At 67.0% G+C, this 26,308-nt stretch carries 30 protein-coding genes and 3 pseudogenes; 18 read left to right on the top strand and 15 right to left on the bottom strand.

Annotation, left to right across the window (positions count from 1 at the left end):
• A partial coding sequence (gene tnpB, locus BMY22_RS06455) for an IS66 family insertion sequence element accessory protein TnpB (protein ID WP_143068466.1) occupies positions 1-244 on the bottom strand: 244 nt, incomplete at its 3' end.
• An 83-nt stretch (positions 245-327) separates the two neighbouring features.
• Between tnpB and BMY22_RS23690 the strand changes: the two are divergent.
• The 4 genes and pseudogenes from BMY22_RS23690 to BMY22_RS06475 all read left to right on the top strand — a co-directional run.
• Positions 328-450: pseudogene (locus BMY22_RS23690) on the top strand (IS1595 family transposase); the annotation flags it as partial.
• A gap of 146 nt (positions 451-596) precedes the next feature.
• A pseudogene (locus BMY22_RS06465) lies at positions 597-899 on the top strand (efflux RND transporter permease subunit); the annotation flags it as partial.
• 37 nt (positions 900-936) lie between these two features.
• On the top strand, positions 937-1,245 hold the full coding sequence (locus BMY22_RS06470) for an I78 family peptidase inhibitor (RefSeq protein WP_208599239.1): 309 nt from the start codon (positions 937-939) through the stop codon (positions 1,243-1,245).
• A 757-nt stretch (positions 1,246-2,002) separates the two neighbouring features.
• Complete coding sequence (locus tag BMY22_RS06475; protein ID WP_090620502.1) at positions 2,003-2,533, top strand: acyloxyacyl hydrolase; 531 nt, start codon at positions 2,003-2,005, stop codon at positions 2,531-2,533.
• Between the two features lie 183 nt (positions 2,534-2,716).
• Here the strand turns inward: BMY22_RS06475 and BMY22_RS06480 are convergent, their stop codons facing one another.
• From BMY22_RS06480 to BMY22_RS06515, 8 genes are all read right to left on the bottom strand, one after another.
• Complete coding sequence (locus BMY22_RS06480; protein ID WP_090620504.1) at positions 2,717-3,580, bottom strand: MBL fold metallo-hydrolase; 864 nt, start codon at positions 3,578-3,580, stop codon at positions 2,717-2,719.
• 162 nt (positions 3,581-3,742) lie between these two features.
• Positions 3,743-4,162 carry a DUF6691 family protein gene (locus tag BMY22_RS06485; protein ID WP_090620506.1) on the bottom strand — a complete coding sequence of 140 codons (420 nt, stop codon included), beginning with the start codon at positions 4,160-4,162 and terminating at the stop codon, positions 3,743-3,745.
• Positions 4,163-4,164: 2 nt separating this feature from the next.
• Positions 4,165-4,599 (bottom strand): YeeE/YedE family protein, encoded by a 435-nt coding sequence (locus BMY22_RS06490; protein WP_090620508.1) that lies wholly within the window; start codon positions 4,597-4,599, stop codon positions 4,165-4,167.
• Positions 4,600-4,654: 55 nt separating this feature from the next.
• Positions 4,655-6,460, bottom strand: a complete 1,806-nt coding sequence (locus BMY22_RS06495) for an EAL domain-containing protein (protein ID WP_090620510.1) — start codon at positions 6,458-6,460, stop codon at positions 4,655-4,657.
• A 50-nt stretch (positions 6,461-6,510) separates the two neighbouring features.
• Positions 6,511-7,287: an N-acetylmuramoyl-L-alanine amidase gene (locus tag BMY22_RS06500; RefSeq protein WP_090620512.1), complete on the bottom strand. Its 777-nt coding sequence runs from the start codon at positions 7,285-7,287 to the stop codon at positions 6,511-6,513.
• 138 nt (positions 7,288-7,425) lie between these two features.
• Positions 7,426-8,286 (bottom strand): endonuclease/exonuclease/phosphatase family protein, encoded by an 861-nt coding sequence (locus BMY22_RS06505; protein ID WP_090620513.1) that lies wholly within the window; start codon positions 8,284-8,286, stop codon positions 7,426-7,428.
• A gap of 18 nt (positions 8,287-8,304) precedes the next feature.
• Positions 8,305-8,949, bottom strand: coding sequence for a thiol:disulfide interchange protein DsbA/DsbL (locus BMY22_RS06510; protein WP_090620515.1), 645 nt, complete (start codon positions 8,947-8,949; stop codon positions 8,305-8,307).
• Between the two features lie 154 nt (positions 8,950-9,103).
• The gene (locus BMY22_RS06515; RefSeq protein ID WP_090620517.1) at positions 9,104-9,736 is read right to left on the bottom strand and encodes a c-type cytochrome; all 633 of its coding nucleotides are present in this window, start codon (positions 9,734-9,736) and stop codon (positions 9,104-9,106) included.
• A gap of 375 nt (positions 9,737-10,111) precedes the next feature.
• Between BMY22_RS06515 and yihA the strand changes: the two genes are divergently transcribed.
• Entirely contained in the window at positions 10,112-10,762 is a 651-nt protein-coding gene (yihA, locus tag BMY22_RS06520) for a ribosome biogenesis GTP-binding protein YihA/YsxC (RefSeq protein ID WP_090620519.1), read from the top strand.
• Positions 10,763-10,777: 15 nt separating this feature from the next.
• Here yihA and zwf read toward each other — a convergent pair whose 3' ends face one another.
• Positions 10,778-12,220, bottom strand: coding sequence for a glucose-6-phosphate dehydrogenase (zwf, locus tag BMY22_RS06525; RefSeq protein WP_090620521.1), 1,443 nt, complete (start codon positions 12,218-12,220; stop codon positions 10,778-10,780).
• A gap of 102 nt (positions 12,221-12,322) precedes the next feature.
• On the opposite strand from zwf, the gene hexR reads away from it, so the two are divergent.
• Both hexR and BMY22_RS06535 read left to right on the top strand, forming a co-directional pair.
• The gene (gene hexR, locus BMY22_RS06530; protein ID WP_090620523.1) at positions 12,323-13,189 is read left to right on the top strand and encodes a transcriptional regulator HexR; all 867 of its coding nucleotides are present in this window, start codon (positions 12,323-12,325) and stop codon (positions 13,187-13,189) included.
• A 98-nt stretch (positions 13,190-13,287) separates the two neighbouring features.
• A complete protein-coding gene (locus BMY22_RS06535) occupies positions 13,288-13,512 on the top strand; it encodes a PA3496 family putative envelope integrity protein (protein WP_090620525.1) in 225 nt (74 codons plus the stop codon).
• On the opposite strand, the gene BMY22_RS06540 is transcribed toward BMY22_RS06535, so the two are convergent.
• On the bottom strand, positions 13,454-14,416 hold the full coding sequence (locus BMY22_RS06540) for a LysR family transcriptional regulator (RefSeq protein ID WP_170849354.1): 963 nt from the start codon (positions 14,414-14,416) through the stop codon (positions 13,454-13,456). The genes BMY22_RS06535 and BMY22_RS06540 overlap by 59 nt on opposite strands.
• Positions 14,417-14,623: 207 nt before the next feature.
• On the opposite strand from BMY22_RS06540, the gene BMY22_RS06545 reads away from it, so the two are divergent.
• Together BMY22_RS06545 and oadA are read left to right on the top strand one after the other, a co-directional pair.
• Positions 14,624-16,039 (top strand): acetyl-CoA carboxylase biotin carboxylase subunit, encoded by a 1,416-nt coding sequence (locus BMY22_RS06545; protein ID WP_039800969.1) that lies wholly within the window; start codon positions 14,624-14,626, stop codon positions 16,037-16,039.
• A 51-nt stretch (positions 16,040-16,090) separates the two neighbouring features.
• Complete coding sequence (oadA, locus tag BMY22_RS06550; protein ID WP_090620527.1) at positions 16,091-17,890, top strand: sodium-extruding oxaloacetate decarboxylase subunit alpha; 1,800 nt, start codon at positions 16,091-16,093, stop codon at positions 17,888-17,890.
• Positions 17,891-17,977: 87 nt separating this feature from the next.
• Here oadA and BMY22_RS06555 read toward each other — a convergent pair whose 3' ends face one another.
• The 3 genes from BMY22_RS06555 to BMY22_RS06565 all read right to left on the bottom strand — a co-directional run bounded on the left by BMY22_RS06555 (position 17,978) and on the right by BMY22_RS06565 (position 20,331).
• Positions 17,978-18,973 carry an LLM class flavin-dependent oxidoreductase gene (locus BMY22_RS06555; RefSeq protein WP_090620529.1) on the bottom strand — a complete coding sequence of 332 codons (996 nt, stop codon included), beginning with the start codon at positions 18,971-18,973 and terminating at the stop codon, positions 17,978-17,980.
• A gap of 107 nt (positions 18,974-19,080) precedes the next feature.
• Positions 19,081-19,296: a dodecin gene (locus tag BMY22_RS06560; RefSeq protein WP_090620530.1), complete on the bottom strand. Its 216-nt coding sequence runs from the start codon at positions 19,294-19,296 to the stop codon at positions 19,081-19,083.
• Positions 19,297-19,419: 123 nt separating this feature from the next.
• Entirely contained in the window at positions 19,420-20,331 is a 912-nt protein-coding gene (locus BMY22_RS06565; protein WP_244158810.1) for a LysR family transcriptional regulator, read from the bottom strand.
• Positions 20,332-20,464: 133 nt separating this feature from the next.
• On the opposite strand from BMY22_RS06565, the gene trpB reads away from it, so the two are divergent.
• The 7 genes and pseudogenes from trpB (at position 20,465) to BMY22_RS06595 (ending at position 24,309) form a co-directional block, all read left to right on the top strand.
• Complete coding sequence (trpB, locus tag BMY22_RS06570) at positions 20,465-21,685, top strand: tryptophan synthase subunit beta (protein ID WP_090620534.1); 1,221 nt, start codon at positions 20,465-20,467, stop codon at positions 21,683-21,685.
• A complete protein-coding gene (gene trpA, locus BMY22_RS06575) occupies positions 21,682-22,491 on the top strand; it encodes a tryptophan synthase subunit alpha (protein WP_090620536.1) in 810 nt (269 codons plus the stop codon). Before trpB ends, trpA (BMY22_RS06575) begins: the two co-directional genes overlap by 4 nt.
• Before the next feature lie 176 nt (positions 22,492-22,667).
• Positions 22,668-22,988 (top strand): type II toxin-antitoxin system PrlF family antitoxin, encoded by a 321-nt coding sequence (locus BMY22_RS06580; RefSeq protein ID WP_090620537.1) that lies wholly within the window; start codon positions 22,668-22,670, stop codon positions 22,986-22,988.
• Positions 22,988-23,440, top strand: a complete 453-nt coding sequence (locus tag BMY22_RS06585) for a type II toxin-antitoxin system YhaV family toxin (RefSeq protein WP_090620715.1) — start codon at positions 22,988-22,990, stop codon at positions 23,438-23,440. Before BMY22_RS06580 ends, BMY22_RS06585 begins: the two co-directional genes overlap by 1 nt.
• A 93-nt stretch (positions 23,441-23,533) precedes the next feature.
• Positions 23,534-23,634 (top strand): annotated as a pseudogene (gene trpA / locus BMY22_RS25355) (tryptophan synthase subunit alpha); the annotation flags it as partial.
• A 76-nt stretch (positions 23,635-23,710) separates the two neighbouring features.
• Positions 23,711-23,953: an AbrB/MazE/SpoVT family DNA-binding domain-containing protein gene (locus BMY22_RS06590; protein WP_090620539.1), complete on the top strand. Its 243-nt coding sequence runs from the start codon at positions 23,711-23,713 to the stop codon at positions 23,951-23,953.
• Positions 23,947-24,309, top strand: a complete 363-nt coding sequence (locus BMY22_RS06595) for a type II toxin-antitoxin system PemK/MazF family toxin (RefSeq protein ID WP_090620540.1) — start codon at positions 23,947-23,949, stop codon at positions 24,307-24,309. Before BMY22_RS06590 ends, BMY22_RS06595 begins: the two co-directional genes overlap by 7 nt.
• 193 nt (positions 24,310-24,502) lie before the next feature.
• Here BMY22_RS06595 and BMY22_RS06600 read toward each other — a convergent pair whose 3' ends face one another.
• Positions 24,503-24,709, bottom strand: a complete 207-nt coding sequence (locus BMY22_RS06600; protein WP_090620542.1) for a hypothetical protein — start codon at positions 24,707-24,709, stop codon at positions 24,503-24,505.
• A gap of 205 nt (positions 24,710-24,914) precedes the next feature.
• Here BMY22_RS06600 and cbpA point away from each other — a divergent pair, with 205 nt between their 5' ends.
• A complete protein-coding gene (gene cbpA / locus BMY22_RS06605) occupies positions 24,915-25,856 on the top strand; it encodes a curved DNA-binding protein (protein ID WP_090620544.1) in 942 nt (313 codons plus the stop codon).
• Positions 25,838-26,158: a chaperone modulator CbpM gene (locus BMY22_RS06610; protein WP_090620546.1), complete on the top strand. Its 321-nt coding sequence runs from the start codon at positions 25,838-25,840 to the stop codon at positions 26,156-26,158. Before cbpA ends, BMY22_RS06610 begins: the two co-directional genes overlap by 19 nt.
• Positions 26,159-26,308 lie beyond the last annotated feature (150 nt).

A 26,308-nucleotide genomic window follows, 5' to 3' on the forward strand; every position in this document is an offset into this window, starting at 1 on the left:
CGGGCGATGTTTTGAACCGTTCGGACTCGAGGCGTTTGAGCCAAAGGCAAAAGCCGTTGCGCTCCCAATACAATATCTTCACTCGATTACGCTGGCGATTCAGGAAAACGAAAAGCACCGGATCGAACACCGCCACCTGGATATCCAGCTCGACCAGGGCCGCGAGACCATCGATGGATTTTCGGAAATCGACCGGCTTGGGGTAGAGGTAGACTCTTCCGACCTTGGCGTCGGGACGCATCATGGCGACTGGCTCCAGAAAATAACGGGAGCAAAGCATCGTCGGGTCTGCACCTCATTTGAAGGTGGGGTTCATGGAGCGCTTTCGATGAAACCTTCTTTCTGGAGTCTTTCAAGGGGCAGCGAGACTTGCCGCGCCTACCTCGCAAGCGCGGAGGCAGTGCGAAGCGACGCGGGTTGTCTGCCGAGCAGACCCCCAACCTGACCCTGGCCGGACTCACCGCGACCCTCGAACGGGAGCGCGGTTCGGTGCTCTCCCGGCGGTGCCCGGCCAGCAGCTCAGCGCTACGATCATCGGCAAGACCCGCCTGCAGAGCGCCGAGCAGTTTCGCGAGACCCTGCTCGAGCCGTCGGTTGAGGTTTGCCGGATGCACCTGCGACCGATCCTCATGACCTCCCTGGCGTTCATTCTTGGCGTCGTGCCGCTGGCGACCTCCAGCGACGCCGATGCCGGCAGCCGGCACGCCATGGGTACCGGGGTGATCGGTGGGATGCTCACCGTCACCGTGCTGACGATCTTCTGGGTACCGCTGTTCCATGTGCAGGTGTCCTCCTGGCTCACGGGGCGGAGTCGCGCTGAGCAGCGGCGAAAACGCGCAGTGAAACAGGGGCGCGGTCGACATTCGTGGCTGGCGGCCGGAAAGCGGTGTCTACAGTGATATGGTTGTTGGTGCTTGCATCGTTCCGGGAGCAGAGATGATTTCAAGACACGCCACCCCCAGTCTCCTCTTCGCAGCCCTGTTGCTGGCCGGCTGCAGCTTTGCCGACAAGTCCGAACCGCGGCCGGCGGCCGCCAGCGCTCAGGGATGCGACGCCGGCGCCGTACAAGGCCTGATCGGCCAGACCGCCAGCCCCGACCTGCTCGAGCAGGCCCGCCAGCGTGCCAGGGCGCAGACGGCGCGCGTCATCGGCCCGCACGACAACATAACCCTGGACTACAACTCCAGGCGCCTGAATCTGGAAGTCGACGAGCGCCTGACGATCGGGCAGATCCACTGCGGCTGAAACGTCCCTGCAATGATCGCCCGCCGGTTTCGACCGGCGGCGGGGCGGCATCGATCATCGCTGTCGGCGCACCGATGCAAAGCAGGCACTTCCGGCATGAGCCGGGCATTGCAAGGAAATTGTCAATATATTTCTGCAAATAAAGTAATAATGCTTTTGGGAATCCCTGGTTTTTTGCCTTCCGTACGCACTCTAGAATCCAAGCGTCTTTCATACCCCGGTCTTTTCGCCGCATCGACGAAAAAGCTCCAGCTTCATCCCGATTAGCCGGAGGGTGAGGCACGGCGCATCGACCGGCCGCAAAAATCCAACCACTCCTTTTACGGGTTACGCCTATGACATCGATGGTCATGCCGTTATGTATGGCGCTTGCCTTCGTTCTATGCCTGCTGGGCGGCTGTGGATCGCCGCCCCAGATTCCCCATCGCTCCCATTCGGAGGCCGAGGTCAAGGAGTTCGCCAAAGACATGCTGGGGCGGAGCAACCTGCCGCGGGATCAATACGAACAATACAAAAAGGCCTTGTCCGCGCCGTAGGGGCCAATTGCAGGCGATAAGAATTCAAATCGGGCCTTGTCTGCAACACACCCGCCGCCGCGCATGCGTGCGGTTTCCGCGCGCAATGCTCGCGTGCCTTTCCTGCGAAACCATCCTGCCCGTCGCCTGGCGGACGGGTTTTCGCCCGGCAATGCTGGTCCGGACTCTCCGAGGGATCTGCAGAGTCGCAATTGCTAATAAAACAAAATAGAGGACGTTTCATGCGAAAGTATCTGTCATTGCCCGCAGTAGTCGTTCTGCTTCTGGGATCGGCGGGGGTGGCACACGCTGTCGAGGTGGGCGCCGCGGGCGGCGTCACTAGCCAGGGCGACATGACCTACCGCCTCAGCGTGGGGCTGCCCTGGGACCAGCAATGGTGGAAGAGTGACCTGGGCCACGCGACGGGTTACTGGGATGCCGGTTACACCTACTGGGAAGGCGGCTCCGGCGACGACAACTACTCGGGTGCGCACTCGCTGTCGCTGAGCCCGGTGTTCACCTACGAGTTCAGTGGTCTCGGCGTCACCCCGTTCCTCGAGTTCGGCGTCGGTGTCGCCTTCTTCTCCAAGACCCGCGTGGGCGAGAAGCAGCTGGGCTCCTCCTTCAACTTCGAGGACCGCATCGGCGCCGGCCTCAGGTTCGCGGGCGGCCAGAAGATCGGCGTCCGGGCGATCCACTACTCCAACGCCGGCATCAAGCAGCCCAACGACGGCATCGAGTCCTTCTCGGCCTACTACAGCCACGCGTTCTGATCCGGCTGCGGCTCTCGAGCCCGTTTCCAGGCGGAGCTCGAGACCGACAGTCCGCTCCGCCCCGGATTTCCGGGGTCCCCCGCAGGCGCCTTCGTCGCCCGAAGAGCGGCAGATCCGCTTTCGTGCGCGGTTTGCCGCGCTCTGCGCGAGCGGGGCGTCGGCGCTCCCGGTGGCGGCTGCGGTTCAGAGCGCGTTCAGCGGGATCTTCAGGTAGCGGATGCCGTTGTCCTCGGCCGGCGGCAGTTCGCCAGCACACATGTTGACCTGCACCGCGGGCAGGATCAGGGCCGGCATGCCGAGGGTGGCGTCCCGCGCGTTGCGCATGGCGACGAACACCTCCTCGTCGATACCTTGGTGCGCATGGACATTGTGTTTGCGCTCCTCGCCCATGCTGGTCTGGTGGAGAAACTCCGCGCGCCCCGACGCCTTGTAGTCGTGGCACATGAACACCCGGGTCTCGTCCGGCAGGCGGTAAAGCCGCTGGATCGAGCGGTACAACGTGCGTGCGTCTCCTCCCGGGAAGTCGCAGCGGGCGGTGCCATAGTCGGGCATGAACAGGGTATCGCCGACGAAGGCGGCATCGCCGATCAGGTAGGTCAGGCAGGCCGGGGTATGTCCGGGGGTGTGGAGCGCGCGGGCCTGGACGGCGCCGACCTGAAAGTCTTCGCCATCCCGGAACAGGTGGTCGAACTGGCTGCCGTCGCGGGCGAACTCGTCGCCGGCGTTGAACAGCTCGCCGAAGGTCTCCTGGATCTGGGTAATGCGTTCGCCGATGCCCCGCCTGCCGCCGAGCTGGCGCTTGAGGTAGGCGGCGGCGCTCAGGTGGTCGGCATGGACGTGGGTTTCCAGGATCCACTGTACCTCCAGCTCCTGAGTGCGGACATGGGCGATCAGGCGGTCGGCGGAGGCATGGCCGATGCGCCCGGAGGCGGGCTCGTAGTCCAGTACGGAGTCGATCAGGGCGCACTGGCGGGTGGTCGGATCGCTCACCACGTAGCTGTAGGTGAAGGTCGCGGGGTCGAAGAAGGCTTCTACACGGGCGTTCATGGGCTGTCCTTCAGCAAGGGGATCCAAGGTACATGAGAGCCTGGCGCCGGGGCTTGTTGCAAGCGGCGCTTGCCGAAGGGCCACCCGCAGTAGGAGCAGGCCGGCGGCGATGGACCGGGCGCGGTCGGGCGTTCCGACGCGGGTTTTCGTCTTGACCTTCGGTCAGCGAGCGCGCCGGCGCTCCAGCGCGGAGAACAGTCCCATCCCGCCGAGCAGGGCGAGCACGAACAACAGGCTCTGCCAGTAACCGCCGAGCAGCAGGGTAAGGGCCGGGCCCGGACAGATGCCGGCAATGCCCCAGCCGATACCGAACAGCAGGCTGCCGCCGATCAGTCGGCCGTCCAGTTCGCGTTTCTGCGGCAGTTGCATGGGGACATCCAGCAGCGAGCGCTGCCGGCGCTTGGCCCAGGAGAAGGGCAGCAGGGCGACGGCGATGGCGCCGGCCATCACCAGCGCCAGCGAAGGGTCCCAGGCACCGGCCAGATCGAGAAAGCCGAGCACCTTGGCCGGGTTGCTCATGCCCGCCAGCAGCAGGCCGATGCCGAAGAGCAGTCCGGCGAGCAGTGCCGTCAGTCGGCGCATGTTCAGCCTCCCCACAGGTGGCGCAGGACGAATACCGTGGCGAATCCGCTGGCCATGAAGGCCAGGGTGGCGACCAGGGAGCGCGGCGACAGACGGGCGATCCCGCACACGCCATGCCCGCTGGTGCAGCCGGAACCGTAGCGGGTGCCGAGACCGACCAGCAGCCCGGCGAGCGTCAGGCCGATCCCGCCGGTCTGGAATTCGACCTCCGGCAGTGTGTCGAACAGCCCCCAGAGCAGCGGCGCCGCCAGCAGACCGAGCAGGAACAGTGCCTTCTCGTCGCGCCCGTCGCCGCCGCGCTGCAGCAGGCTGCCGAGCAGCCCGCTGATCCCGGCAACGCGTCCGTTCAGCACCACGAACAGGCTGGCCGAGAGGCCGATCAGTGCGCCACCGGACAGTGCCGTCCAAGGCGTGAAGCTCGCCCAGTCGATATGCATCTCATCGTCCTGCCGCTGGGGCGGTCATCAGTTGATTGATAGACAATATATTTACTTATAAATCGTTTTCAAGGCTTTGCCTCGCGGGTTTTCCGGGAAGAGGGCCCATCCCTCGTTCGCCCGCGCCCACCGATGCCGCCTGCCGGCCTGCCCGGAGCGGGCCGGGCAGCGGGATGCTGTCGCTTGCTGGCGAGGCGCGGGAGCGCGCTGGCGCAGAGGCTATGAGCGCGCCGGGGGCTGCCTGCTGTCGCCCGGACGGGACGGGGGACGGCGGGGCGGCGGGCTGGCCCCCGCCGATCAGCTCGCGGAACGCGGACGCGCTCAGCGCAGGGGCGAACAGCCAGCCCTGGCCGTAGTCGGCGCCCTCGCTGCCGAGCAGGCGTGCCTGCTCCTCGCGCTCGATGCCTTCGGCGATCACCTTGAGGCGCAGCGCCCGGGCCATCCGCACGATGTGGGGGGCGACGCCGCTGCTGGCGGCATCGGCGCCGAGGGCATCGACGAATGCCTTGTCGATCTTCAGGCAGTCCACCGGCAGCATCTGCAGGTAGGCCAGGCTGGAATAGCCGGTGCCGAAGTCGTCGATCAGTACCCGGTGGCCGCGGGCGCGCAGTTCGGCCAGGTTCCGGCTGGCCGCCTGCAGGTCGATCAGTCCGTGCTCGGTCACCTCGAAAGCGATCTGCTCGGGCCTGACTCCGTGCCGGGCCAGCAGACGTCCAGTCAGTGCGCCGATCCGTGGCGCGCTGACGTCGCAGGCGGACAGGTTGATCGAGATGTACAGCTCGGGATGGCTGCGCAGCAGGTCGCCGAGCTGTTCGAGCACCTCCTGGAGCAGGAAGTCGGTGATCGCGCGAATCTGGCCGGTCGACTCGGCCAGCGGAATGAACTGCTCGGGGCTGGTCAGGCTACCGTCCGACCGCTGCCAGCGCATCAGGGCCTCGGCGCCGACGTAGCGGCGGCTGGCGAGGTGGACGATCGGCTGGTAATAGACCTGCAGCTCCTGACGCCGCAGGGCGCCCTGCAGTTCTCCGCCGAGCGACTGGCGCTGGCGTACCAGCCGGAAGGTCGCGCCGCCGCCCAGCAGGGCCAGCAGCAGGCCGACCGGCAGCAGGCGTTCCCAGCAGGCACGGATGCGCTGGAGCAGCTGGGCACGCGGGGCCAGCAGGGCCAGCTGGTAGTCCGGGTTGTCGCCCTGCAGGCGGTAGAACGGCTGCCCGTCGAGCAGTTGCAGCGCGGCGCTGTCCGCCGCCCCGGGCAGGACCGTCAGCGGCGGGGGCGCGGCGAGGATCGGCAGGGCCTGGGTGCTGCCGCGGGGAATCAGGTAGACGCCGAGGCCGTCCGACGGATCGACTGCGTCGAGCAGGTGGCCGCGGGAGCTGGACACCCGGAAGGGGCCGTGGGCGAGCATCAGGGCGGCCGGATCTTCGTCCGGCGCGTTCGTGGCGTTCAGCCAGTAGTCGAGGCTCTGGCTGTGGAAATCCGCCGGCCGTGCCGGCTCCGGGGCGGCGTGCGGCGGCCGGCTGGAGCAGCGCTGCCCGTCGGCGGCGAAGCTCGCCTCGTGGATGAAGCGATGCTCGAAGCTGACCCGCTGCAGGCTTTCCACCAGGCCCGGATCGCAACGGCGCAGGGGCTGCAACTCCAGCGTGGCGAGCCCCTGGCGCAGTTGCCCGAGGACCTGCTCGAAGCGCAGCAGGAAGCGTTCGCCGCGGCTTTCCAGATCTGCCCGCTGCGCCTCCCGTGCCTGGGAAAGCGCCACGCCCAGGCCGAGCAGCGCCAGCAGGCAGACGCTGGCCAGGGTCGCCAGCAGGGCCATCGGCCAGGGCCGGTAGACGGATCGGTACAGCCGTCCCAAGGGGTGTTGCATGTCAGCGCTCCCGACATCCTTTCAGGTCTGACCTTTGCCGTGCGTCTTTCTCACCCCGTTCCGTTCAGGGTAGCCAGCAGGGCTGCGGTTTCGGCGTCCGGCTCGCCGTCGAAACGGACCGGTCGGTACTTCATCTGGAAGGCGGCGATGACCCGACGCGTTTTGTCGTCGAGCACGCCATGCCGCTCCAGGGCATAGCCGTTGCGGATCAACTGTTCCTGGAACCAGGCGATCCCCGGCAGGTGAGCGGCATAGCGGGCCTGCAGTTCAGCCACCCGGCGGGCGTCCGGCCAGACGACCAGTCCGGCCTCGGCCAGGCGCTTCCAGGGGAACTGCGGGCCCGGGTCGACCTTGCGCTGCGGGGCGATGTCGCTGTGGCCGATGATCGCTTGCGGTCCCAGTCCGTGACGCTTGACGATCTCCTTGAGGAGGACGATCAGTGCATCGATCTGCTCCGGCGGATAGGGATACCAGAGGCGCCCGTTGGGGGTGTCCAGGTAGCCGGGGTTGACCAGCTCGATGCCGATGCTGCTGGCGTTCAGCCAGGTCCTGCCGTGCCACTGGCTGTCTCCTGCGTGCCAGGCGCGACGCTCCTCTCCAACCAAACGGTAGATGGTCGCGGGCTTGGCGTCGATCAGATAGTGGCTGCTGACGCTGCCCTGGGTGAGCTGTCTCAGCGAACCCTGCAGATCCTCGGAGGTGTAGTGCAGGACGACGTACTGCACGCGGCTGTCCTGGCTGCGGGCATTGTAGCGGGTGTCGATCCGCGGGCCGGCGGCGCAGCCGGCCAGCAGGGCGAGGATCAGGGAGAGGGCGACGGGTCTCATGAAGTTCGGGGCTATCCGGCAAGGTTTTGGCGGGTATCGGCAGGCTTCGGCGGGTTTTCGCGGAGCGGACGATACGCACCCTTGGAGTATTGCAAAAGCGTGGCGATCCGCTGCATGGGTCGATGGCAGGCCGTTCGCTCAGGGGCAGGGCTGCGGCAGGGTATTGCGCCGGAGGTGCTCGGGCAGGCGGATCTCCACCGCCACCGGCAGGTGGTCGGAGATCTGCTGGCGGAGCACCTGCACGCGCTCCAGGGTCAGGCTGGGGCTGAGCAGGATGTGGTCGATGCAGCGCTGTGGACGCCAGCTGGGAAAGGTGGCCTCGATCTGCGGGGCGAGCAGGCCGAGGTCGCGCAGCGGCGAATGCTCCAGCAGCTCGCGGGCGTGGGTGTTCATGTCGCCCATCAGCGCCAGGTGGCGGCAGTCGCCGATCAGCTCGCGGATATAGGCGAGCTGGCGGGTGCGGGTCCGTGCGCCGAGGGCCAGGTGCATCATCACCACCGCCAGGGCATCGCGCCCCGTGCCGAAGCGCAGGAGGATCGCGCCGCGCCCCGGCGGGCCGGGCAGCGGGTGGTCTTCCAGCTCGGTGGGCCGCAGGCGGCTGAGCAGGCCGTTGCTGTGCTGGGCCAGCGGGCCGAGGTTGCGGTTGAGCTGCTGGTACCAGTAGGGGAAGTGGCCGAGCTGGGCGAGATGCTCGACCTGGTTGACGTAGTCGGAACGCAGGCTGCCGCCGTCGACTTCCTGCAGGGCCACCAGGTCGAAATCGGCAAGCAGCTCGCCGATCCGCTGCAGGTTCACCGCGCGTCCCGCATGCGGCAGCAGATGCTGCCAGCTGCGGGTCAGGTAGTGCCGGTAGCTCTCGGTGCGGATGCCGACCTGGATGTTGAAGCTCAGCAGGCGCAGCCGGCCGTCGGCGGGCAGCCCGCTCGCATCGCAGCAGTGCGGGTTGCTCCGCGGCTGCCGCACGGCGGCCTGACGTTCAACCGTGCGTCGGCGCAGCATGGCTCCTCCTGCCCTCCGTCACTGGGCGGTGCGCTCCCGCTCGATCAGGTAGTCGGCCACCTGCAGGGCGTTCTGCGGGCCGCCGGCACTGCCCAGGTCGAAGCGGTACTTGCCGTTGACGACCATCACCGGGACGCCGGAGATCTGGTAGGCGATCGCCAGTTTCTTCGCCTTCTCCATCTGGGCCTTCACGTTGAAGGAGCTGTAGGCCTTGAGGAAGGCATCCTTGTCGACGCCCAGGGTGGCGAGGAACTCGGCCATTTCCTCGGGCGTCGCCAGCTTCTTGCCGTCCTTGTGGATGGCGTCGAAGATCGCGCTGTGGACCTTCGACTCGATGTTCATCGACTCCAGGGTGAGGAACAGCTGGCCATGGGCGTTCCACACACCGCCGAACAGGGCCGGGACGCGCCGGAAGCTCACGTCCTCCGGCAGAGTGCCGGCCCAGGCGTTGATGCTCGGCTCGAACTGGTAGCAATGCGGGCAGCCATACCAGAACAACTCCACGACCTCGATCTTGCCCGGCTGCGCCACCGGCACCGGAGCGGGCAGCTCGACATACTGCTGGCCGGCCTTGATGTCGGCGGGCGCGAGCGATTCCGCCTGGGCGGTCAGGGCGAGCAGGCTTGCACTGGCGAGAACGGCGCCGAGAATCAGTTTACGCATGCGTTACGACTCCTTGCATTGCTGGTGAGGGCTCCCGGTACGAGCCGGTCTTGACCCGGAAGGGGCGAAGCGAATGGCGCCTATTGTAAGGGGAGGGCCAATGAAAAAGGGCGGCCATCCGCCGCCCTTTTTCATCGCCGGTGAGCCGTCGTACTCAGTGCAGGCCCTGGATATAGCTGGAGATAGCGGCGATGTCCTTGTTGCTCAGCTTGGCGGCGATGGAGCGCATGATCATGCTGTCGCCGTCGTTGGTGCGCACGCCTTCGCGGAAGTCGGTGAGCTGCTTGGTCACGTACTGGGCGTGCTGGCCGCCCAGTTTCGGGTAGGCGGCCTGCTCGTTGCCCGCGCCGTTGGGCGAGTGGCAACCGGTGCAGGCCGGCATGCCGTCGGCCAGTTTGCCGCCGCGGTAGAGCGCTTCGCCGGCTTCGACCAGTTGGGGATCGGCGGCGCCGACGCCCATCTTCTGCGCGGCGAAATAGGCGGCGATGTCGGCCAGGTCCTGGTCGTTGAGGTTGTCGAGCTGGCCGGTCATTTCCAGCACCTTGCGGCCGGTACCCTCGGCGGCGCCTGCCGTCATGCCGGCCTTGATGTCCTTCATCTGCTTGAGCAGGTAGCGTTCGCCCTGACCGGCCAGTTTCGGGAAGTTCGGTGCCGCGCTGTTGCCGTCCGGGCCGTGGCAGGCGCCGCAGACGGCCGCCTTGCCCTGGCCGGCGGCGGCGTCGCCTGCGGCATGGGCCAGGCCGGAAATCCCCAGGGTTAACAACAGAGTCACGAGTGCTTTGTTCATCAGCTAATCCAAATCACGGCTCAAGAAAGGAGTTGTTTTAGACCGACGTGTCCGGCTTCAGGGGGATTCCCGGCGGCTTCGGCGTCGCTGTCCATGCGTCCATGCGCGCCCGCAGAGCCAGAGTCAACTGGGCAGCTGGCAGTCAAGGGCAGCATCACGACACCGCGGCGGGCAACAGGCTCCTGGAGCAGGCCTTTCGCAGGGAACAAGCACCGTGCGATCAACGTACGGCCAGTCTTGAACCGTTCCCGTGAACACTTACCCTGGGACAGGGGCAAAGCGCACACAAAATCCGCGGCATTATATACTGGCGACTCCGAAACGGAAACGACATGGCAGCGCAGCCAGCGCGTGCCAGCCCAGCGGAATCTCCCGATGTCCTTCAAGAATCCCATTCTCGGTCTGTGCCAGCAGGCCGCCTTCATGCTCAGCGCGGCCCGGGTCGACCAGTGCCCCGCCGACGACGGCCGCGAGGTCGCCTTTGCCGGGCGTTCCAACGCCGGCAAGTCCAGCGCGCTGAACACCCTGACCCACGCCAGTCTCGCGCGTACCTCGAAGACTCCGGGGCGCACCCAGTTGCTGAATTTCTTCCGCCTCGACGACGAGCGTCGCCTGGTCGACCTGCCCGGCTACGGCTACGCCAAGGTGCCGATCCCCCTCAAGCAGCACTGGCAGCGCCACCTGGAGGCCTACCTGGGCAGCCGCCGCAGCCTGGCCGGGGTGGTCCTGATGATGGACATCCGCCACCCGCTGACCGACTTCGACCGGATGATGCTCGACTGGGCCGGTGCCAGCGGCATGCCCATGCACATCCTGCTGACCAAGGCCGACAAGCTGGCCTTCGGCGCGGCGAAGAACGCCCTGCTCAAGGTCCGGCGAGATTTGGAGCAGGGCTGGGGCGAGGGGGTGAGTATCCAGCTGTTCTCGGCGCCCAAGCGCCAGGGGATCGAGGAGGCCCACGGCGTGCTGGCGCACTGGCTGGGGCTGACCGACGAGGCGGAAGGCGAGGCGGACGCCGAGGCCTGAGTCCGCCGGCGCGGCTCATTCGTGCCAGGCGTGGCCCTGCTGTTCGAGCAGGCTATGGGCCTGCTCCGGCCCCCAGGAGCCGGCGGGATAGGGGCGCGGCCGCTGGTAGTAGGCGTGCCAGCCGCCGATGATCGGGTCGACCCAGCGCCAGGCGGCTTCCACCTCGTCGCGGCGCATGAACAGGGTGGAGTCGCCCTCGATCACGTCGAGCAGCAGGCGCTCGTAGGCGTCCCAGCGGCGCTTCTGGCGGAAGGCGTGGGCCAGGTTGAGATCCAGCTCCACCGGCGCCAGGTGCATGCCCTTGCCGGGACTCTTGGCCATCAGCTGCAGGCTGATCGATTCCTCCGGCTGCAGGCGAATCCGCAGGCGGTTGGCCTGGCCGTCCTGGAACAGCCGGTGCGGCACCGGCTTGAACTGGATGATGATTTCCGAACACTTCCTCGCTAGGCGCTTGCCGGTGCGCAGGTAGAAAGGCACGCCGGCCCAGCGCCAGTTGTCGATCTCCGCCTGCAGCGCGACGAAGGTCTCGGTATCGCTGTCGTTGTCGACGTTTTTCTCGAAGTAGTACGCCGGAACCTCCTGCCCGCCGATCTTTCCGGCGGCGTACTGGCCGCGCACCGTGCGATCCTTCACGTCGAGGCCGGCGATGGGTTTCAGGGCCTCGAGAATCTTCACCTTCTCGTTGCGTACCGCTTCGGCGTCGAAGCGCACCGGCGCCTCCATGGCGACCAGGCAGAGCAGCTGCAGCAGGTGGTTCTGCAGCATGTCGCGCATCGCCCCGGCGTGGTCGTAGTAGCTGCCGCGGTTTTCCACGCCGAGGGTTTCGCAGACGCTGATCTGCACATGGTCGATGTGTCCGGCGCGCCAGAGCGGCTCGAACAGGGCGTTGGCAAAGCGCAGAGCCATCAGGTTCTGCACGGTTTCCTTGCCCAGGTAGTGGTCGATGCGAAAGACCTGGGACTCCTGGAATACCTGGCCGATGGACTGGTTGATCGCCAGCGCCGACGCCAGCGAATGGCCGATGGGCTTTTCCAGCACGATGCGCGCGTCGCTGCCGGCCAGGCCGGCGTTGGCCAGGCAGGCGGCGATATCCTCGAACAGGCTGGGGGCGGTGGCGAGGTAGTGGATGCGCCCGCGCGGGCCGGCGTTGTCGAGATGCCGGGCCAGGCGACCGTAGTGGGCGCTCTGGCTGGCATCCATGGCGAAATAGTCGATCCGCTCGGCGAAGCTCTGCCAGGTTTCCGCCTGGAAGCTCGTCCGCGCCACCTGGGCCCGGCAGCGGCGCTCGGCCAGGGCGCGGTAGGCGTCGCGGCCCAGCGGCTGGCGTGCCAGGGCGACGATGCGCAGGTCGGCCGGCAGGAGCCGGTCGCGGTGCAGGTGGTAGAGCGCCGGCAGCAGCTTGTGCAGCGCCAGGTCGCCGGTGCCGCCGAAAACCAGCATGTCGCAGGGATGGGTCACAACAGTCTCCAACGCGTTTGGCTATGGGCTGGAAGCCTGTCATGTAGTATAACTACAGGCACGCTACAGCCCGACTCCCGATCATAACCGAGTTCAGTCCCCGTGAATCTCTTGCAGCATATTGCCCAATCGCGCTCCCTGTTGCGCAAGTCGGAACTCAAGGTGGCCGATCATGTGCTGCTCGATCCGGCGGCGGCGATGCACAGTTCGATGGCCGGCCTGGCCCTGGAGGTCGGGGTCAGCGAGCCGACCATCGTGCGCTTCTGCCGGGCCATCGGCTGTACCGGTTTCCAGGACCTGAAGCTGAAGCTGGCGCAGAGCCTGGCCGCCGGCGCCAGCTTCGGCCAGTTCGCCATCCACGAGAACGACTCGGTCGTCGATTTCAGCCTGAAGATCTTCGACACCACCCTGCATACCCTGATGGAGGTGCGCGAGCACCTCGACCCCGAAGTGCTGCAGCGCGCCATCGACGCCATCGCCCGGGCGGCGCGCATCGAGTTCTATGGCTTCGGCGCCTCCGGCGCAGTGGCCATCGATGCCCAGCACAAGTTCTTCCGCCTGCTGCTCACCGCCGCCGCCTATTCCGATCCGCACATGCAGGCCATGTCGGCGGTGACCCTCAAGCCCGGCGACGTGGCGATCTGCATCTCCCAGTCGGGGCGCTCCAAGGACCTGCTGATCACCGCCAACCTGGTCCGCGAAAGCGGTGCGACCCTGATCGCCCTCTGTCCCGGACAGACGCCGCTGGCCGACCTGGCCGACGTCAACGTGGCGATCGACGTCCAGGAGGACACCGACGTCTACACCCCGCTGACCTCGCGCATCGCCCATCTGGTGGTGATCGACGTGCTCGCCATGGGCGTGGCGATGGCCCGCGGTCCGGACCTGGTCAACCACCTCAAGAGCGTCAAGCGCAGCCTGCGCAGCCTGCGGCTGTCGCCCAAGTCGGTGCGGGTGGCGGAAGACTGAGGCCGCCTGGCGTCACGACAGCTTCATCCCGCTGCCGCGAAAGCGTCACCGGCCGGCGGCAATCCTGATGGTCCCCGACCCCATGCTGGGAGACCCTCATGTCCCGCCATCCGGAAGACGCCTACTACCCCTCTCCCCTCGACACCAAGGCCCGCCGCAAGCGGCTGGACGAGCGGCGCATGCGCTTTCGCCGCGCCATCGAGCACTACGACGAGCAGCGCCGGCTGCAGCATGAGCTGGACGATTATCCGGACCTGCTGGCGCTCAGCTCGCTGCCGGTCGTTCCGGCAGTTTCCCGGCAAAGCGCTCGGCCAGCGCGCTGATCTTCGCCCGTTCCGCGCGGACGAAGGTTTCGAACGCCCGCGCCACCGGGCTCAGCCGCTTGCCCTCGGCGTGCACCAGGCACCAGCTGTGGTAGAGCGGCAGCTCCGCCACCGGCAGTTCACACAGCAGGCCGGTGGCCAGCTCCAGGCTCGCCGCGTGGCGCGGCAGCAGGGCCAGGCCGAGGCCGGCGATCACCGCCTGCAGCTGCGCTTCGGTCGAGCCGATCTCCAGCGTCTCGGCGAAGTGCGCGCGCTTCTGGTGGCAGTACTCCTCGGTGGCGCGGCGGGTGCCGGAGCCCGGCTCGCGCAGCAACAGCGGAAAGCCCGTCAGGTCCTGCAGGCGCAGGTTTTCGCGCGTGCACAGCGGGTGTCCGGGCGGCGCCACGGCGACGATCGGGTTGTTCAGGAAGGGAAAGAAGTTCAGCGCCATCTCGCTCGGCACCTGCGACATGATCAGCAGGTCGTCGCGGCTCATCGACAGGCGGCGCACCGCCAGGGCATGGTTGACCACCACCAGCTGCAGGCTGACCTCCGGATGCTGGGCGCGAAAGGCGGCGAACAGGTGCGGCACCAGGTACTTGGCGCTGGACTCCACGGCCAGGTTGAGCTGTCCCTGCAGCGAGCCCTGGATATCCGAGAGCTGCATGTCGAGACTCTCCAGGCGGCCGAAGATGTCCTCGCTGGCTTTCAGCAGCGCCTCGGCGGCCGGCGTCAGGTAGAGCTTCTTGGCCACGTACTCGAACAGCGGCTGGCCGATCAGCTCCTCGAGCTGGCGGATCTGCAGGCTGACCGCCGGCTGGGTCAGCGCCATCTCCTCGGCGGCGCGGCTGTAGGAGCGGCTTTCGCACACCGCGCGGAATACCCGGAACTGGCGCAGGGTCAGGCGCATCAGGGATTTGCGCATGGCGTTCTCGGCAACGGAAGGGGGCGCACGGCAGGGTTTTCGGCGAGAAAACCCCTGTGCTAAATAAGGTATTTTCGTGCAGCTATAAGTTGTAGTTTATGCTCAACCTAACAAATATTCATTTTTCTTAATCGATCCCGCGGCCTAGGGTTGTCTCACCTGCCGACTGACCGTCCTTGTCGGCCAGTTCTGCCGAGGGAGACCTCCGTGATAAGAAAAATCCTCATCGCCAACCGTGGCGAGATCGCCGTCCGCATCGTGCGCGCTTGCGCCGAGATGGGCATCCGCTCGGTGGCCATCTTCTCCGAAGCCGACCGCCACGCCCTGCACGTCAAGCGGGCCGACGAGGCGCACTTCATCGGCGAGGACCCGCTGGCCGGCTACCTGAACCCGCGCAAGCTGGTCAACCTGGCGGTGGAAACCGGCTGCGACGCCCTGCACCCGGGCTATGGCTTCCTCTCGGAAAACGCCGAGCTGGCGGAGATCTGCGCCCAGCGCGGGATCAAGTTCATCGGCCCGAGCGCGGAAGTGATCCGCCGGATGGGCGACAAGACCGAGGCGCGGCGCAGCATGATCGCCGCCGGCGTGCCCTGCACCCCCGGCACCGAAGGCAACGTCGCCGATCTCGCCGAGGCCCTGCGCGAGGCCGAGCGGATCGGCTACCCGGTGATGCTCAAGGCCACCTCCGGCGGCGGCGGCCGCGGCATCCGCCGCTGCAACAGCGTCTCCGAGCTGGAGCACGCCTACCCGCGAGTGATCTCCGAGGCGACCAAGGCCTTCGGCAGCGCGGAAGTCTTCCTCGAGAAGTGCATCGTTAACCCGAAGCACATCGAGGCGCAGATCCTCGCCGACTCTTTCGGCAACACCGTGCACCTCTTCGAGCGCGACTGCTCGATCCAGCGCCGCAACCAGAAGCTGATCGAGATCGCCCCGAGTCCCCAACTGACCCCCGAACAGCGCGCCTACATCGGCGACCTGGCGGTGCGCGCGGCCAAGGCGGTGGGCTACGAGAACGCCGGCACCGTGGAGTTCCTGCTCGCCGAGGGCGAGGTGTACTTCATGGAGATGAACACCCGGGTCCAGGTGGAGCACACCATCACCGAGGAAATCACCGGCATCGACATCGTCCGCGAACAGATCCGCGTCGCCTCGGGCCTGCCGCTCTCCATCGAGCAGAAGGACATCCAGCACCGCGGCTATGCCCTGCAGTTCCGCATCAACGCCGAGGACCCGAAGAACAACTTCCTGCCCAGCTTCGGCAAGATCACCCGCTACTACGCGCCCGGCGGCCCCGGCGTGCGTACCGACACGGCGATCTACACCGGCTACACCATCCCGCCGTACTACGACTCGATGTGCCTGAAGCTGATCGTCTGGGCGCTGACCTGGGAAGAGGCGCTGGCCCGCGGCCTGCGCGCCCTCGACGACATGCGCGTGCAGGGGGTGAAGACCACCGCGCCCTACTACCAGCAGATTCTCGGCAGTCCGGATTTCCGCAGCGGACAGTTCAACACCAGCTTCGTCGACGAACACCCGGAACTGCTCAACTACTCGATCAAGCGCCGGCCTGGCGAACTGGCCATCGCCATCGCCGCCGCCATCGCCGCCCACGCAGGGCTCTGACGAACACCAGCCCGGCTGCGCTCCGGCTGCAGGCTGAAGAGGAACTGACGAATGAAGAAGATCACGGTCACCGACACCATCCTGCGTGATGCCCACCAGTCGCTGATTGCCACCCGCATGCGCCTCGAGGACATGCTGCCGATCTGCGACAAGCTGGACAAGGTCGGCTACTGGTCGCTGGAAGTCTGGGGCGGCGCCACCTTCGATTCCTGCATCCGCTTCCTCAAGGAAGACCCCTGGGAGCGCCTGCGCCAGCTGCGCGCCGCGCTGCCCAACACCCGCTTGCAGATGCTCCTGCGCGGACAGAACCTGCTCGGCTACCGCCACTACAGCGACGACGTGGTCAAGGCTTTCGTCGCCAAGGCCGCGGTCAACGGCATCGACGTGTTCCGCATCTTCGACGCGATGAACGACGTGCGTAACCTGCGCGTGGCCATCGAGGCGGTCAAGGCCGCCGGCAAGCATGCCCAGGGCACCATCTGCTACACCACCAGCCCGGTGCACACCGTCGAATCCTTCGTCGAGCTGGGCAGGCGCATGCAGGAGAAGGGCGTCGACTCCCTGGCGATCAAGGACATGGCGGGCCTCTTGACCCCCTACGCCACCGCCGAACTGGTCAAGGCGCTGAAGGCCGAGATCGACCTGCCGGTGTTCATCCACTCCCACGACACCGCGGGCCTCGGCGCGATGTGCCAGCTCAAGGCCATCGAGGCCGGCGCCGACCACATCGACACCGCCATCTCCAGCTTCGCCTGGGGCACCAGCCACCCCGGCACCGAGTCGATGGTCGCCGCCCTGCGCGGCAGCGAGTACGACACCGGCCTGGACCTGGAGCTGCTGCAGGAGATCGGCCTGTACTTCTACGCCGTGCGCAAGCGCTACCACCAGTTCGAGAGCGAATTCACCGCGGTCGACACCCGCGTGCAGGTCAACCAGGTGCCGGGCGGCATGATGTCCAACCTGGCCAACCAGCTGAAGGAGCAGGGCGCCCTGCACCGCATCAACGAAGTGTTCGCCGAAATTCCGCGCGTGCGCGAGGACCTCGGCTTCCCGCCGCTGGTCACCCCGACCTCGCAGATCGTCGGCACCCAGGCGGTGTTCAACGTGCTCGCCGGCGAGCGCTACAAGACCATCACCAACGAGGTGAAGCTCTACCTGCAGGGCCGCTACGGCAAGGCGCCGGGCAAGGTCAACGAGCACCTGCGCTTCCAGGCGATCGGCACCGAGGAAGTCATCGACGTGCGCCCGGCCGACCTGCTCAAGCCGGAAATGACCAAGCTGCGCGCGGAGATCGGCGAGCTGGCGCGCAACGAGGAGGACGTGCTGACCTACGCCATGTTCCCCGACATCGGGCGCAAGTTCCTCGAAGAGCGCAAGGCCGGCACCCTGGTGCCCGAGCCGCTGCTGCCGATCCCCACCGCGGGTGCCGGTCCGGCCAGCGAAGGCGTGCCCACCGAATTCCTCATCGACGTGCACGGCGAGACCTACCGGGTGGACATCACCGGCGTCGGCATCAAGGGCGAAGGCAAGCGCCACTTCTACCTGTCCATCGACGGCATGCCGGAAGAAGTGGTGTTCGAGCCGCTCAACGAGTTCATCGCCGGCGGCTCCGGCAAGCGCAAGCAGGCCGGCGCACCGGGCGACGTCAGCACCAGCATGCCGGGCAACATCGTCGACGTCCTGGTCAAGGAGGGCGACACGGTCAAGGCCGGCCAGCCGATCCTGATCACCGAGGCCATGAAGATGGAGACCGAGGTGCAGGCGCCGATCGGCGGCACGGTCAAGGCCATCCACGTCGCCAAGGGCGACCGCGTCAACCCCGGCGAACTGCTGGTGGAGATCGACGGCTGAGTTCCAGTTTCTGAAAGTTTGAAAGGCGGTTTGGGGAGTCGAGAGACTCCCTTTTTTTTGCGTGCCGGTTCTGCGGCGCTTCTTCCCTCAGCGCAGGCCGGCGAGGATCTCGAACGAGCGCAACCGGTCGGCCGGCTCGTAGAGGTCGCCGGTGAAGATCAACTCGTCGGCGCCGGTCTGTTCGAGCAGCACCTCCAGGCGGGCGCGGACCTTCTCCGGGCCGCCGATCACCGCCAGGCCGAGGAAGTCGCCGACCGCGGCCTGCTCCTGGCGACTCCAGCGGCCGACCATCGACGGCACCGGCGGGCGCAGCACCCGGCTCTCGCCGCGGACCAGCGCCAGCGTGCGCTGGAGGGCAGTGGTGGCGAGGAACTCCGCTTCCTCGTCGCTGGGCGCGGCGATCAGCGGCACGCCGATCATCACGTAGGGCTTGTCGAGCGCCGCCGAGGGCTGGAAGTTGTCGCGGTAGAGACGAATCGCCTCGTGCAGGTAGCGCGGCGCGAAATGCGAGGCGAAGGCGTAGGGCAGGCCCTTGCGCGCCGCCAGGCGGGCGCTGAACAGGCTGGAGCCGAGCAGCCAGATCGGCACCTCGGTGCCGGCCCCGGGCATCGCGATCACCCGCTGGCCGGGCTGCACCGGGCCGAGCAGGGCCTGCAGTTCCTCGACGTCCGCCGGGAAGTCGTCGTCGCTGCCCAGGCGGTCGCGGCGCAGGGCGCGGGCGGTGAACGGGTCGGTGCCCGGCGCGCGGCCGAGGCCGAGGTCGATGCGTCCCGGATAGAGGGTGGCGAGGGTGCCGAACTGCTCGGCGACCACCAGCGGCGCATGGTTGGGCAGCATGATGCCGCCGGCGCCGACGCGAATTCGCGAGGTGCCCGCCGCCAGGTAGCCGATCAGCACGGCGGTGGCGGAACAGGCGATGCCGTCCATGTTGTGGTGCTCGGCCACCCAGAAGCGGGTGAAGCCCAGCGCCTCGGCATGGCGGGCCAGCGCCAGGGAGTTCTGCAGGGCTTGGGCCGGGCCGCCATCGTCGCGGATCGGCGCCAGGTCGAGAATGGAAAGTGCGGTGTCGGCCAGTCGTGGCATGGAAGTCTCCTCGAGTCGCCCCCGGGACTCGCCCGTCGGGGAAAAGGGGAGACTAAAGCAAAAGGCGGCGCCGGTGATTGCCGCCTTGCCCGGGCCGGCGGCCGGCCTCAGCTGTCGGTCAGGCGGAAGCCGATCTTGAGGGTGACTTGGTAGTGGCCGACTGCGCCGTTCTCGATGTGCCCGCGGGTCTCGACCACCTCGAACCAGTCCAGATGGTCGAGGGATTTCGAGGCCTCGGCCAGGGCATTGCTGATGGCGTCCTCGATGCTGGTGCGCGAGGAACCGACGAGTTCGATTTTCTTGTAGGTGTGGTGATCGGACATGGCCATCTCCTTGGTCTGAAAGGGGGCCGGTGCGCGTGGTCGCCCGGCTCGATAAGGAAACCACAGGGCGGTCCGGCCCGACAAGGAAAGCATCGGCTCTCCGCCGCAGGAGCGCGGGGCGCTTCATGCCCCCGCCGTCGTCTGCTCCAGCCGTGCCTGCAGCCAGGCCGCCAGGCGCTGCGCGCGCCCGTCGCCCGATCCGTGCCGCGCCGGCACCCACAGCGCCAGCTTCGCCGGCGTCTCGACGAACCCCCAGGGCGCCACCAGCCGGCCGGCGGCCAGATCGTCGGCGACCAGTTGCTGCGGCGCGATGGCCACGCCGAGTCCGGCCACCGCCGCCTCCAAGAGGTAATAAAGATGCTCGAAGCCGGCGCCGTAGCGCAGCCCGGCCGCCGGCAGCCCCTGGCTCGCCGCCCAGCTCGGCCAGGCCTGCGGACGCGAGGCGGTGTGCAGTAGGGCCTCGTCGAGCAGCGCTTGCGGCGGCGCTCGGCGTAACGCGGCGAAGCGCGCGTGGCGCGGACTGAGCACCGGGCCGATGCGCTCGGCGGCCAGCTCGAAGACCCGCATGTCGGCCGGCCACGGCGGCTCGGCGAACAGCAGGGTGGCGTCCAGTCCCGGCCGGCGCGGGTCCGGCCCGCCCTCGCTGGCCGAGAGCTGCAGGCGCAGTTCCGGCAGCTCGCGGTTGAGGCGATCCAGACGCGGAATGAACCAGCGCGCCAGCAGGCTCCCCGGACAGCCGAGCACGAACGGCGCCTCCTCGGTGCGCCGCTTCAGCTCGGCGCAGGCGCCGTCCAGACGGGCGAAGGCGTCGCCGGCGGCATCCCGTAGCACTATGCCTGCATCGGTGAGTTTTACGCCGCGCCCTTCCTTGACGAACAGGACCACTCCCAGCGCCTCCTCCAGGGCACGGATCTGCCGGCTGACCGCCCCATGGGTGACGTGCAGCTCCTTGGCTGCCTGCTTGACGCTCTGCAGGCGGGCGGCGGCCTCGAAGGCGCGCAGGGCGTTCAGGGAGGGCAGATCCGGGGGCGTCATAGGTGAGTTTTCCTGACGTATTGGCGCGATCTTATCGCTTTTCGCCGGGCGCACCATTGGTTAACGTGTGACACATCGCAGGTGGACCGTGAAAAGCACACCGCCTGCCCCTCCGCACATCCCGGGAGCACCCATGACCGAGACTTCCTACCGCACCGGCCCCGACGAAAAAGGCCTGTTCGGCCAGTTCGGCGGCCAGTTCGTCGCCGAAACTCTGATGCCGCTGATCAATTCGCTGGCGGCGGAATACGAGAAGGCGAAGAGCGATCCGGCCTTCCTCGAAGAACTCGCCTACTTCCAGCGCGACTACATCGGCCGCGCCAGCCCGCTGTACTTCGCCGAACGCCTGACCGAGCACTTCGGCGGCGCGAAGATCTTCCTCAAGCGCGAAGACCTGAACCACACCGGCGCGCACAAGATCAACAACTGCATCGGCCAGATCCTCCTGGCCAAGCGCATGGGCAAGCAGCGCATCATCGCCGAGACCGGCGCCGGCATGCACGGCGTGGCCACCGCCACCGTGGCCGCGCGTTTCGGCATGCAGTGCGTGGTGTACATGGGCACCACCGACATCGAACGCCAGCAGGCCAACGTGTTCCGTATGAAGCTGCTGGGCGCCGAGGTCATCCCAGTGGTCGCCGGCACCGGCACCCTGAAGGACGCCATGAACGAGGCGCTGCGCGACTGGGTGACCAACGTCGAGAGCACCTTCTACCTGATCGGCACCGCCGCCGGCCCGCACCCCTACCCGGCGATGGTCCGCGACTTCCAGTCGGTGATCGGCAACGAAGTGCGCGCGCAGATCATGGAAAAGGAAGGCCGCCTGCCCGACTCGCTGGTCGCCTGCATCGGCGGCGGCTCCAACGCCATCGGCCTGTTCCACCCCTTCCTCGATGACGCCAGCGTGCGGATCGTCGGCGTCGAGGCGGCCGGTCACGGCATCGACACCGGCAAGCACGCCGCCAGCATGGCCGGTGGCGCGCCGGGCGTGCTGCACGGCAACCGCACCTTCCTGCTGCAGGACGAGGACGGCCAGATCACCGATGCCCACTCGATCTCCGCCGGCCTCGACTACCCCGGCGTCGGCCCGGAACACGCCTGGCTGCACGAGATCAAGCGCGTCGAATACGTGCCGATCACCGACCACGAGGCGCTGGAGGCCTTCCACCAGTGCTGCCGTCTGGAAGGCATCATCCCGGCGCTGGAGTCCTCCCACGCCCTTGCCGAAGCCTTCAAGCGCGCGCCGACGCTGCCGAAGGAGCACCTGATGGTGATCAACCTGTCCGGCCGCGGCGACAAGGACATGCAGACCGTGATGCACCACATGCAGGACAAACTGGAGAAGCACGCATGAGCCGCCTGCAGACCCGCTTCGCCGAACTGAAGCAAGCCAACCGCGCCGCCCTGGTCACCTTCGTCACCGCCGGCGACCCGGACTACGACGCCTCCCTGGCCATCCTCAAGGGCCTGCCGGAGGCCGGCGCCGACGTGATCGAGCTGGGCATGCCTTTCACCGACCCGATGGCCGACGGCCCGGCGATCCAGCTGGCCAACATCCGCGCCCTCGGCGGCAAGCAGAACATGGTGAAAACCCTGCAGATGGTGCGCGAGTTCCGCACCGGCAACCAGGACACCCCGCTGGTGCTGATGGGCTACTACAACCCGATCTACGCCTACGGCGTCGCACGCTTCATCGCCGATGCCAGGGAAGCCGGCGTCGACGGCCTGATCGTGGTCGACCTGCCACCGGAGCACAACGACGAGCTGTGCGACCCGGCCCAGGCCGCCGGCCTCGACTTCATCCGCCTGACCACCCCGACCACCGACGACGAGCGCCTGCCGGTGGTGCTCGCCGGCAGCTCTGGCTTCGTCTACTACGTCTCCGTGGCCGGTGTCACCGGCGCCGGCGCCGCCACCCTGGCGCACGTCGAGCAGGCCGTCGTCCGCCTGCGCCGCCACACCGACCTGCCGGTGTGCATCGGCTTCGGCATCCGCAGCCCGGAACACGCCGCCAGCGTCGCCCGCCTGGCCGACGGCGTGGTGGTGGGCTCGGCGCTGGTCGACCGCATCGCCAAGGCTGCCAGCAAGGAGCAGGCAGTGGGGGATGTGCTGGGGTTGTGTCGCGAACTGGCCGAAGGCGTGCGCGGCGCCCGGCAGTAGTAGCGTTCGAGGTAAGACAGGAGCCGCTGTTTCCGTGAGGAGGCAGCGGCTTTTTTATCGAAGAGGTCGGCGGTTCGAGGCAGGCCAAAGCCTGCTTCCGTCCCATGGAAGGCAGACGGTCATTGACGGGGTAAGGATTATTCCTTACTTTTGCGCGAAATCAGGAGGGTTCCAGCATGGCCAGCATTCATGGCGTCGCCACCATTACCGCCAAGGGGCAAATCACTCTGCCCAAGTCGATTCGACAAGCGCTGGGCGTGGATCTGGGCGGCAAAGTCGCGTTCGATCTGGTGGGCTCGCAGGTCATCGTCTCCCGCGTAGCGGATGAGGATCACGACGATCCTGCAATCGCCGGTTTTCTCCGTCTGCTGGAGCAGGACATTCGATCCGGGCAGCACATGACGGCCCTGCCGGAGGATCTTGCGCGCTCGATGCTGGCCAGCCTGGATAGCCCCATCGACCTCGACGAGGAAATCGATGGCGATGTGGCATTGTGATTCGGCGCCACGGCTGGACTCTGCTCTTCCACCAATGCCTGATCGAACAACTCCGCTCCCTGGAGGCCGCCGTCGAGCGTGCCCGCTTGCAAGATCCCGCCGGTCATGAATCGAACGCCAACACCAAGCTGTTCGGCGCACTGTCGAAACTGATTCTGGACATCGTTCCGAGCGACCCGGGGCGCGACGAGTACCGGCAGGGCAACACCATGGGCACGGCCTTCCGCCATTGGCGTCGGGCCAGGATCGGACGGCGCTTTCGCCTTTTCTTCCGCTTCGACTCCAAGGCCCGGATCATCGTCTTTGCCTGGGTGAACGACGAGAACACCCTGCGTTCCTCGGGCAGCAAGACCGACCCGTATAGCGTCTTTCAGAAAATGCTCCAACGCGGCCATCCACCGGATGACTGGGCTGCCCTGCTGGAGGCCAGCAAGGCTGACTGGCGAGAGTGATTCGTGGACCGCTGCTGGCGGTGGACTATTGCAGCCCGATCTGCAGCGACGGCATCGACCGCTTCGTCGCCAACACATAGCAACCAATAGAAAGCCGGCACGGCGCCCTTGGAGCAGGTCGAACAGGCTGCGACCGGCATAGGCGCCGCCACACCGACCTGCCGTTGTGTGTCGGCTTCGGCATCCGTAGCCCGGCTCGGCTTTCTCCTGCTGGTTTTCCATCTGTAAAACCTTGGTTATACTTTCGGAAAACCTGAGGAGGCTCCCGCTATGGGTACCGTTGCACTGCGCCGCTCCGGCGGATCGCTGATTCTGGCCGTGCCGGCGGCCTTCGCCGCGCAGAACCAACTGTCGGCCGGCTGCCAGATGGTCTGGAAGATCGAGGGGGACGCCTTAGTTATCAAGCCGGCCCGCAAGAAACCGACCCTGGCCGAACTGATCGCCGAAACGCCGAAAGATGCCCGGGCCGAGGGTTGGGATGCCATGGCGGCGGCCGGGGACGAGCAATGGTGAAGCGCCCGCCTGCCGTTCCGGGTCGTGGCGAAATCTGGCACCTGAACTTCGACCCCTCCACCGGGCGCGAGATGCTGGGCGAGCACTATTGCCTGGTGTTGTCGAAGCGCGAATTCAACGAGGCGTTTGGACTGGCCCTGGTGTGCCCGATCTCCCAGGGCGCGGTGCAGCAGGCGCGCAGCCACGGATTCCTGATCACCCTGATGGGAACGGGAACCGACACCCAGGGAAATATCCACAGCCATCAGGTTCGCACCCTGGACTGGCGGGTACACCGGGCCACCTTCAAGGAAAATGCACCCGCCGAGATCGTGCAGCAGGTGCTTGATTGTGTGGGGGCTTTGTTGGAGGAGTAGTTTTTTTGTGTTGATCGTGCCCACGCTCCCGCGTGGGCACGCACTCCAAGCCGCTCCGGCGGTCGGACGCGGAGCGTCCAGAGGGTTGGCTTCTACGCAGGAGCGAGGGAGCCATCATAACCAGCAAGGCAGCCCGGATGCTCTCCGGTGGACAACGCTCACCCTCAGGCCCGCAGCCCGAACCGGGCTGGCCTCAGATGCACAAACTCCGCTTGCCCCGGTACAGCACCGGGAGCTTGGCGCCCTCGTCCCGGCCGGACGGGTTCGTTTCGGCGCGCGGCATGTCGTTTTCGGGGATATCCGGGCCGGATGCGGGGCGGCGTGGCCCGGTGGCCAGGTATACGGAAAAGGCGAGAAGAACCACGACCAGGGCGCTGGAAACAATCGGATCGGCGATCATCGTTACCTCCGGAAGGCATGGGCTTTTCAATAGGTGCCTACATGTAAGCTTGCGTCACTATGACGCAGCAGGGGCGTTGCAGGCAATCGACTTACGTCGGGTGGGGATATGGCGGGCAGCGTCATCCGCCTGTAACCGTCTTCTGCTTGATCCTGTCCCTCGGTGGCGCGCCTAGACTGAGAGCGAGCGAACCTGAGGAGCTTCCATGGAGTTCAAGGACTATTACGTGACTCTCGGCGTGGAGCCCACGGCCGACGAGAAGACCATCAAGACGGCCTACCGCCGGCTGGCGCGCAAGTATCACCCGGACATGAACAAGGAGGCCGGCGCGGAGAACCGGTTCAAGGAGGTGGCCGAGGCCTACGAGGTGCTGAGCAGTGCGGAGAAGCGCGCCGAGTACGATCAGCTTCGCCAGTACGGCCGCGCCGGCGAGCAGTTCGAGGTGCCGCCGGGCTGGCAGCGGGCGCACGGTTTCGGCGGGGCGCACGAGCATTTCGGCGGCGATTTCTCCGACTTCTTCGAGTCGATCTTCGGCGGCCGGCCGGGTAGCCATCAGCACGCCCAGGCGCCCCGGCGGGGCCGGGACATCGAGCTGGAACTGCCGGTGTTCCTCGAGGAAACCCTTGGCGAGCACAGCAAGCCGATCGACTACCGGGTGCCCAGCTTCGACGAACACGGCCAGCGAACCGACCGGCACAAGAGCCTCAACGTCAAGATTCCCGCCGGGGTCGCCGATGGCGAGCGCATCCGCCTCAAGGGCCAGGGCGGGCTGGGCGTCAACGGCGGACCGAGCGGCGACCTGTATCTGTTCATCCGCCTGGTTCCCCACCCGCTCTTCGACGTCGAAGGCCACGACCTCATCCTCACCGTCCCCCTGGCGCCCTGGGAGGCCGCACTGGGCGCGCGGATCGAAGTGCCGACGCTGTCCGGCCGCATCCACCTGAGCATCCCGCCGGACAGCCAGAGCGGGCAGCGCCTGCGCATCAAGGGCAAGGGGCTGAAGGACAAGCACGGCGTCGGCAATCTCTATGCCGTACTGAAGGTGGTGATGCCGCCGCGCAGCGACGAACACGCCCACAAGCTCTGGACCCAGCTGCGCGACGCGGCGGGCTTCGACCCGCGTAGCCAATGGAGCAAGCCAGAATGAGCACAACCCTGACCGTGCAACTGACCCTGGAAGAATGCTGCCTGCTGGTCGAGACGCCCGCCGCCAGCCTGGTCGAGATCGTCGAACACGGCATCGTCGAGCCGGGCGGCGGCAGCCCCCGGGACTGGCGCTTCGATCCCGCCGCCCTGGACCGGCTGCGCCAGGCGCTGCGCCTGCAACGGGAGCTGCAACTCGACTGGCAGGCGGTGGCCGTGGCGCTGGATTTGCTCGACGAAGTGACGCGCCTGCGCGCCGAGAACGAAAGCCTGAAACGGCGCCTGCTGAGGTTCACGGAGCCGTAGCGCCCGGCAGCAAGGGCGCTCCAGGCGGTACGGGAGCCGCTGCTTTCGCAAGGGGGCAGCGGCTTTTTCGTGGGCGTCTTGTACAGTGGAGACGGGCCATGGCGATCCGCAGGCGCCCGCAACGATCCGCATACCTCGACGACCACGATC

It is taken from the genome of Azotobacter beijerinckii, assembly GCF_900110885.1.
Taxonomy (GTDB): Bacteria; Pseudomonadota; Gammaproteobacteria; order Pseudomonadales; family Pseudomonadaceae; genus Azotobacter; species Azotobacter beijerinckii.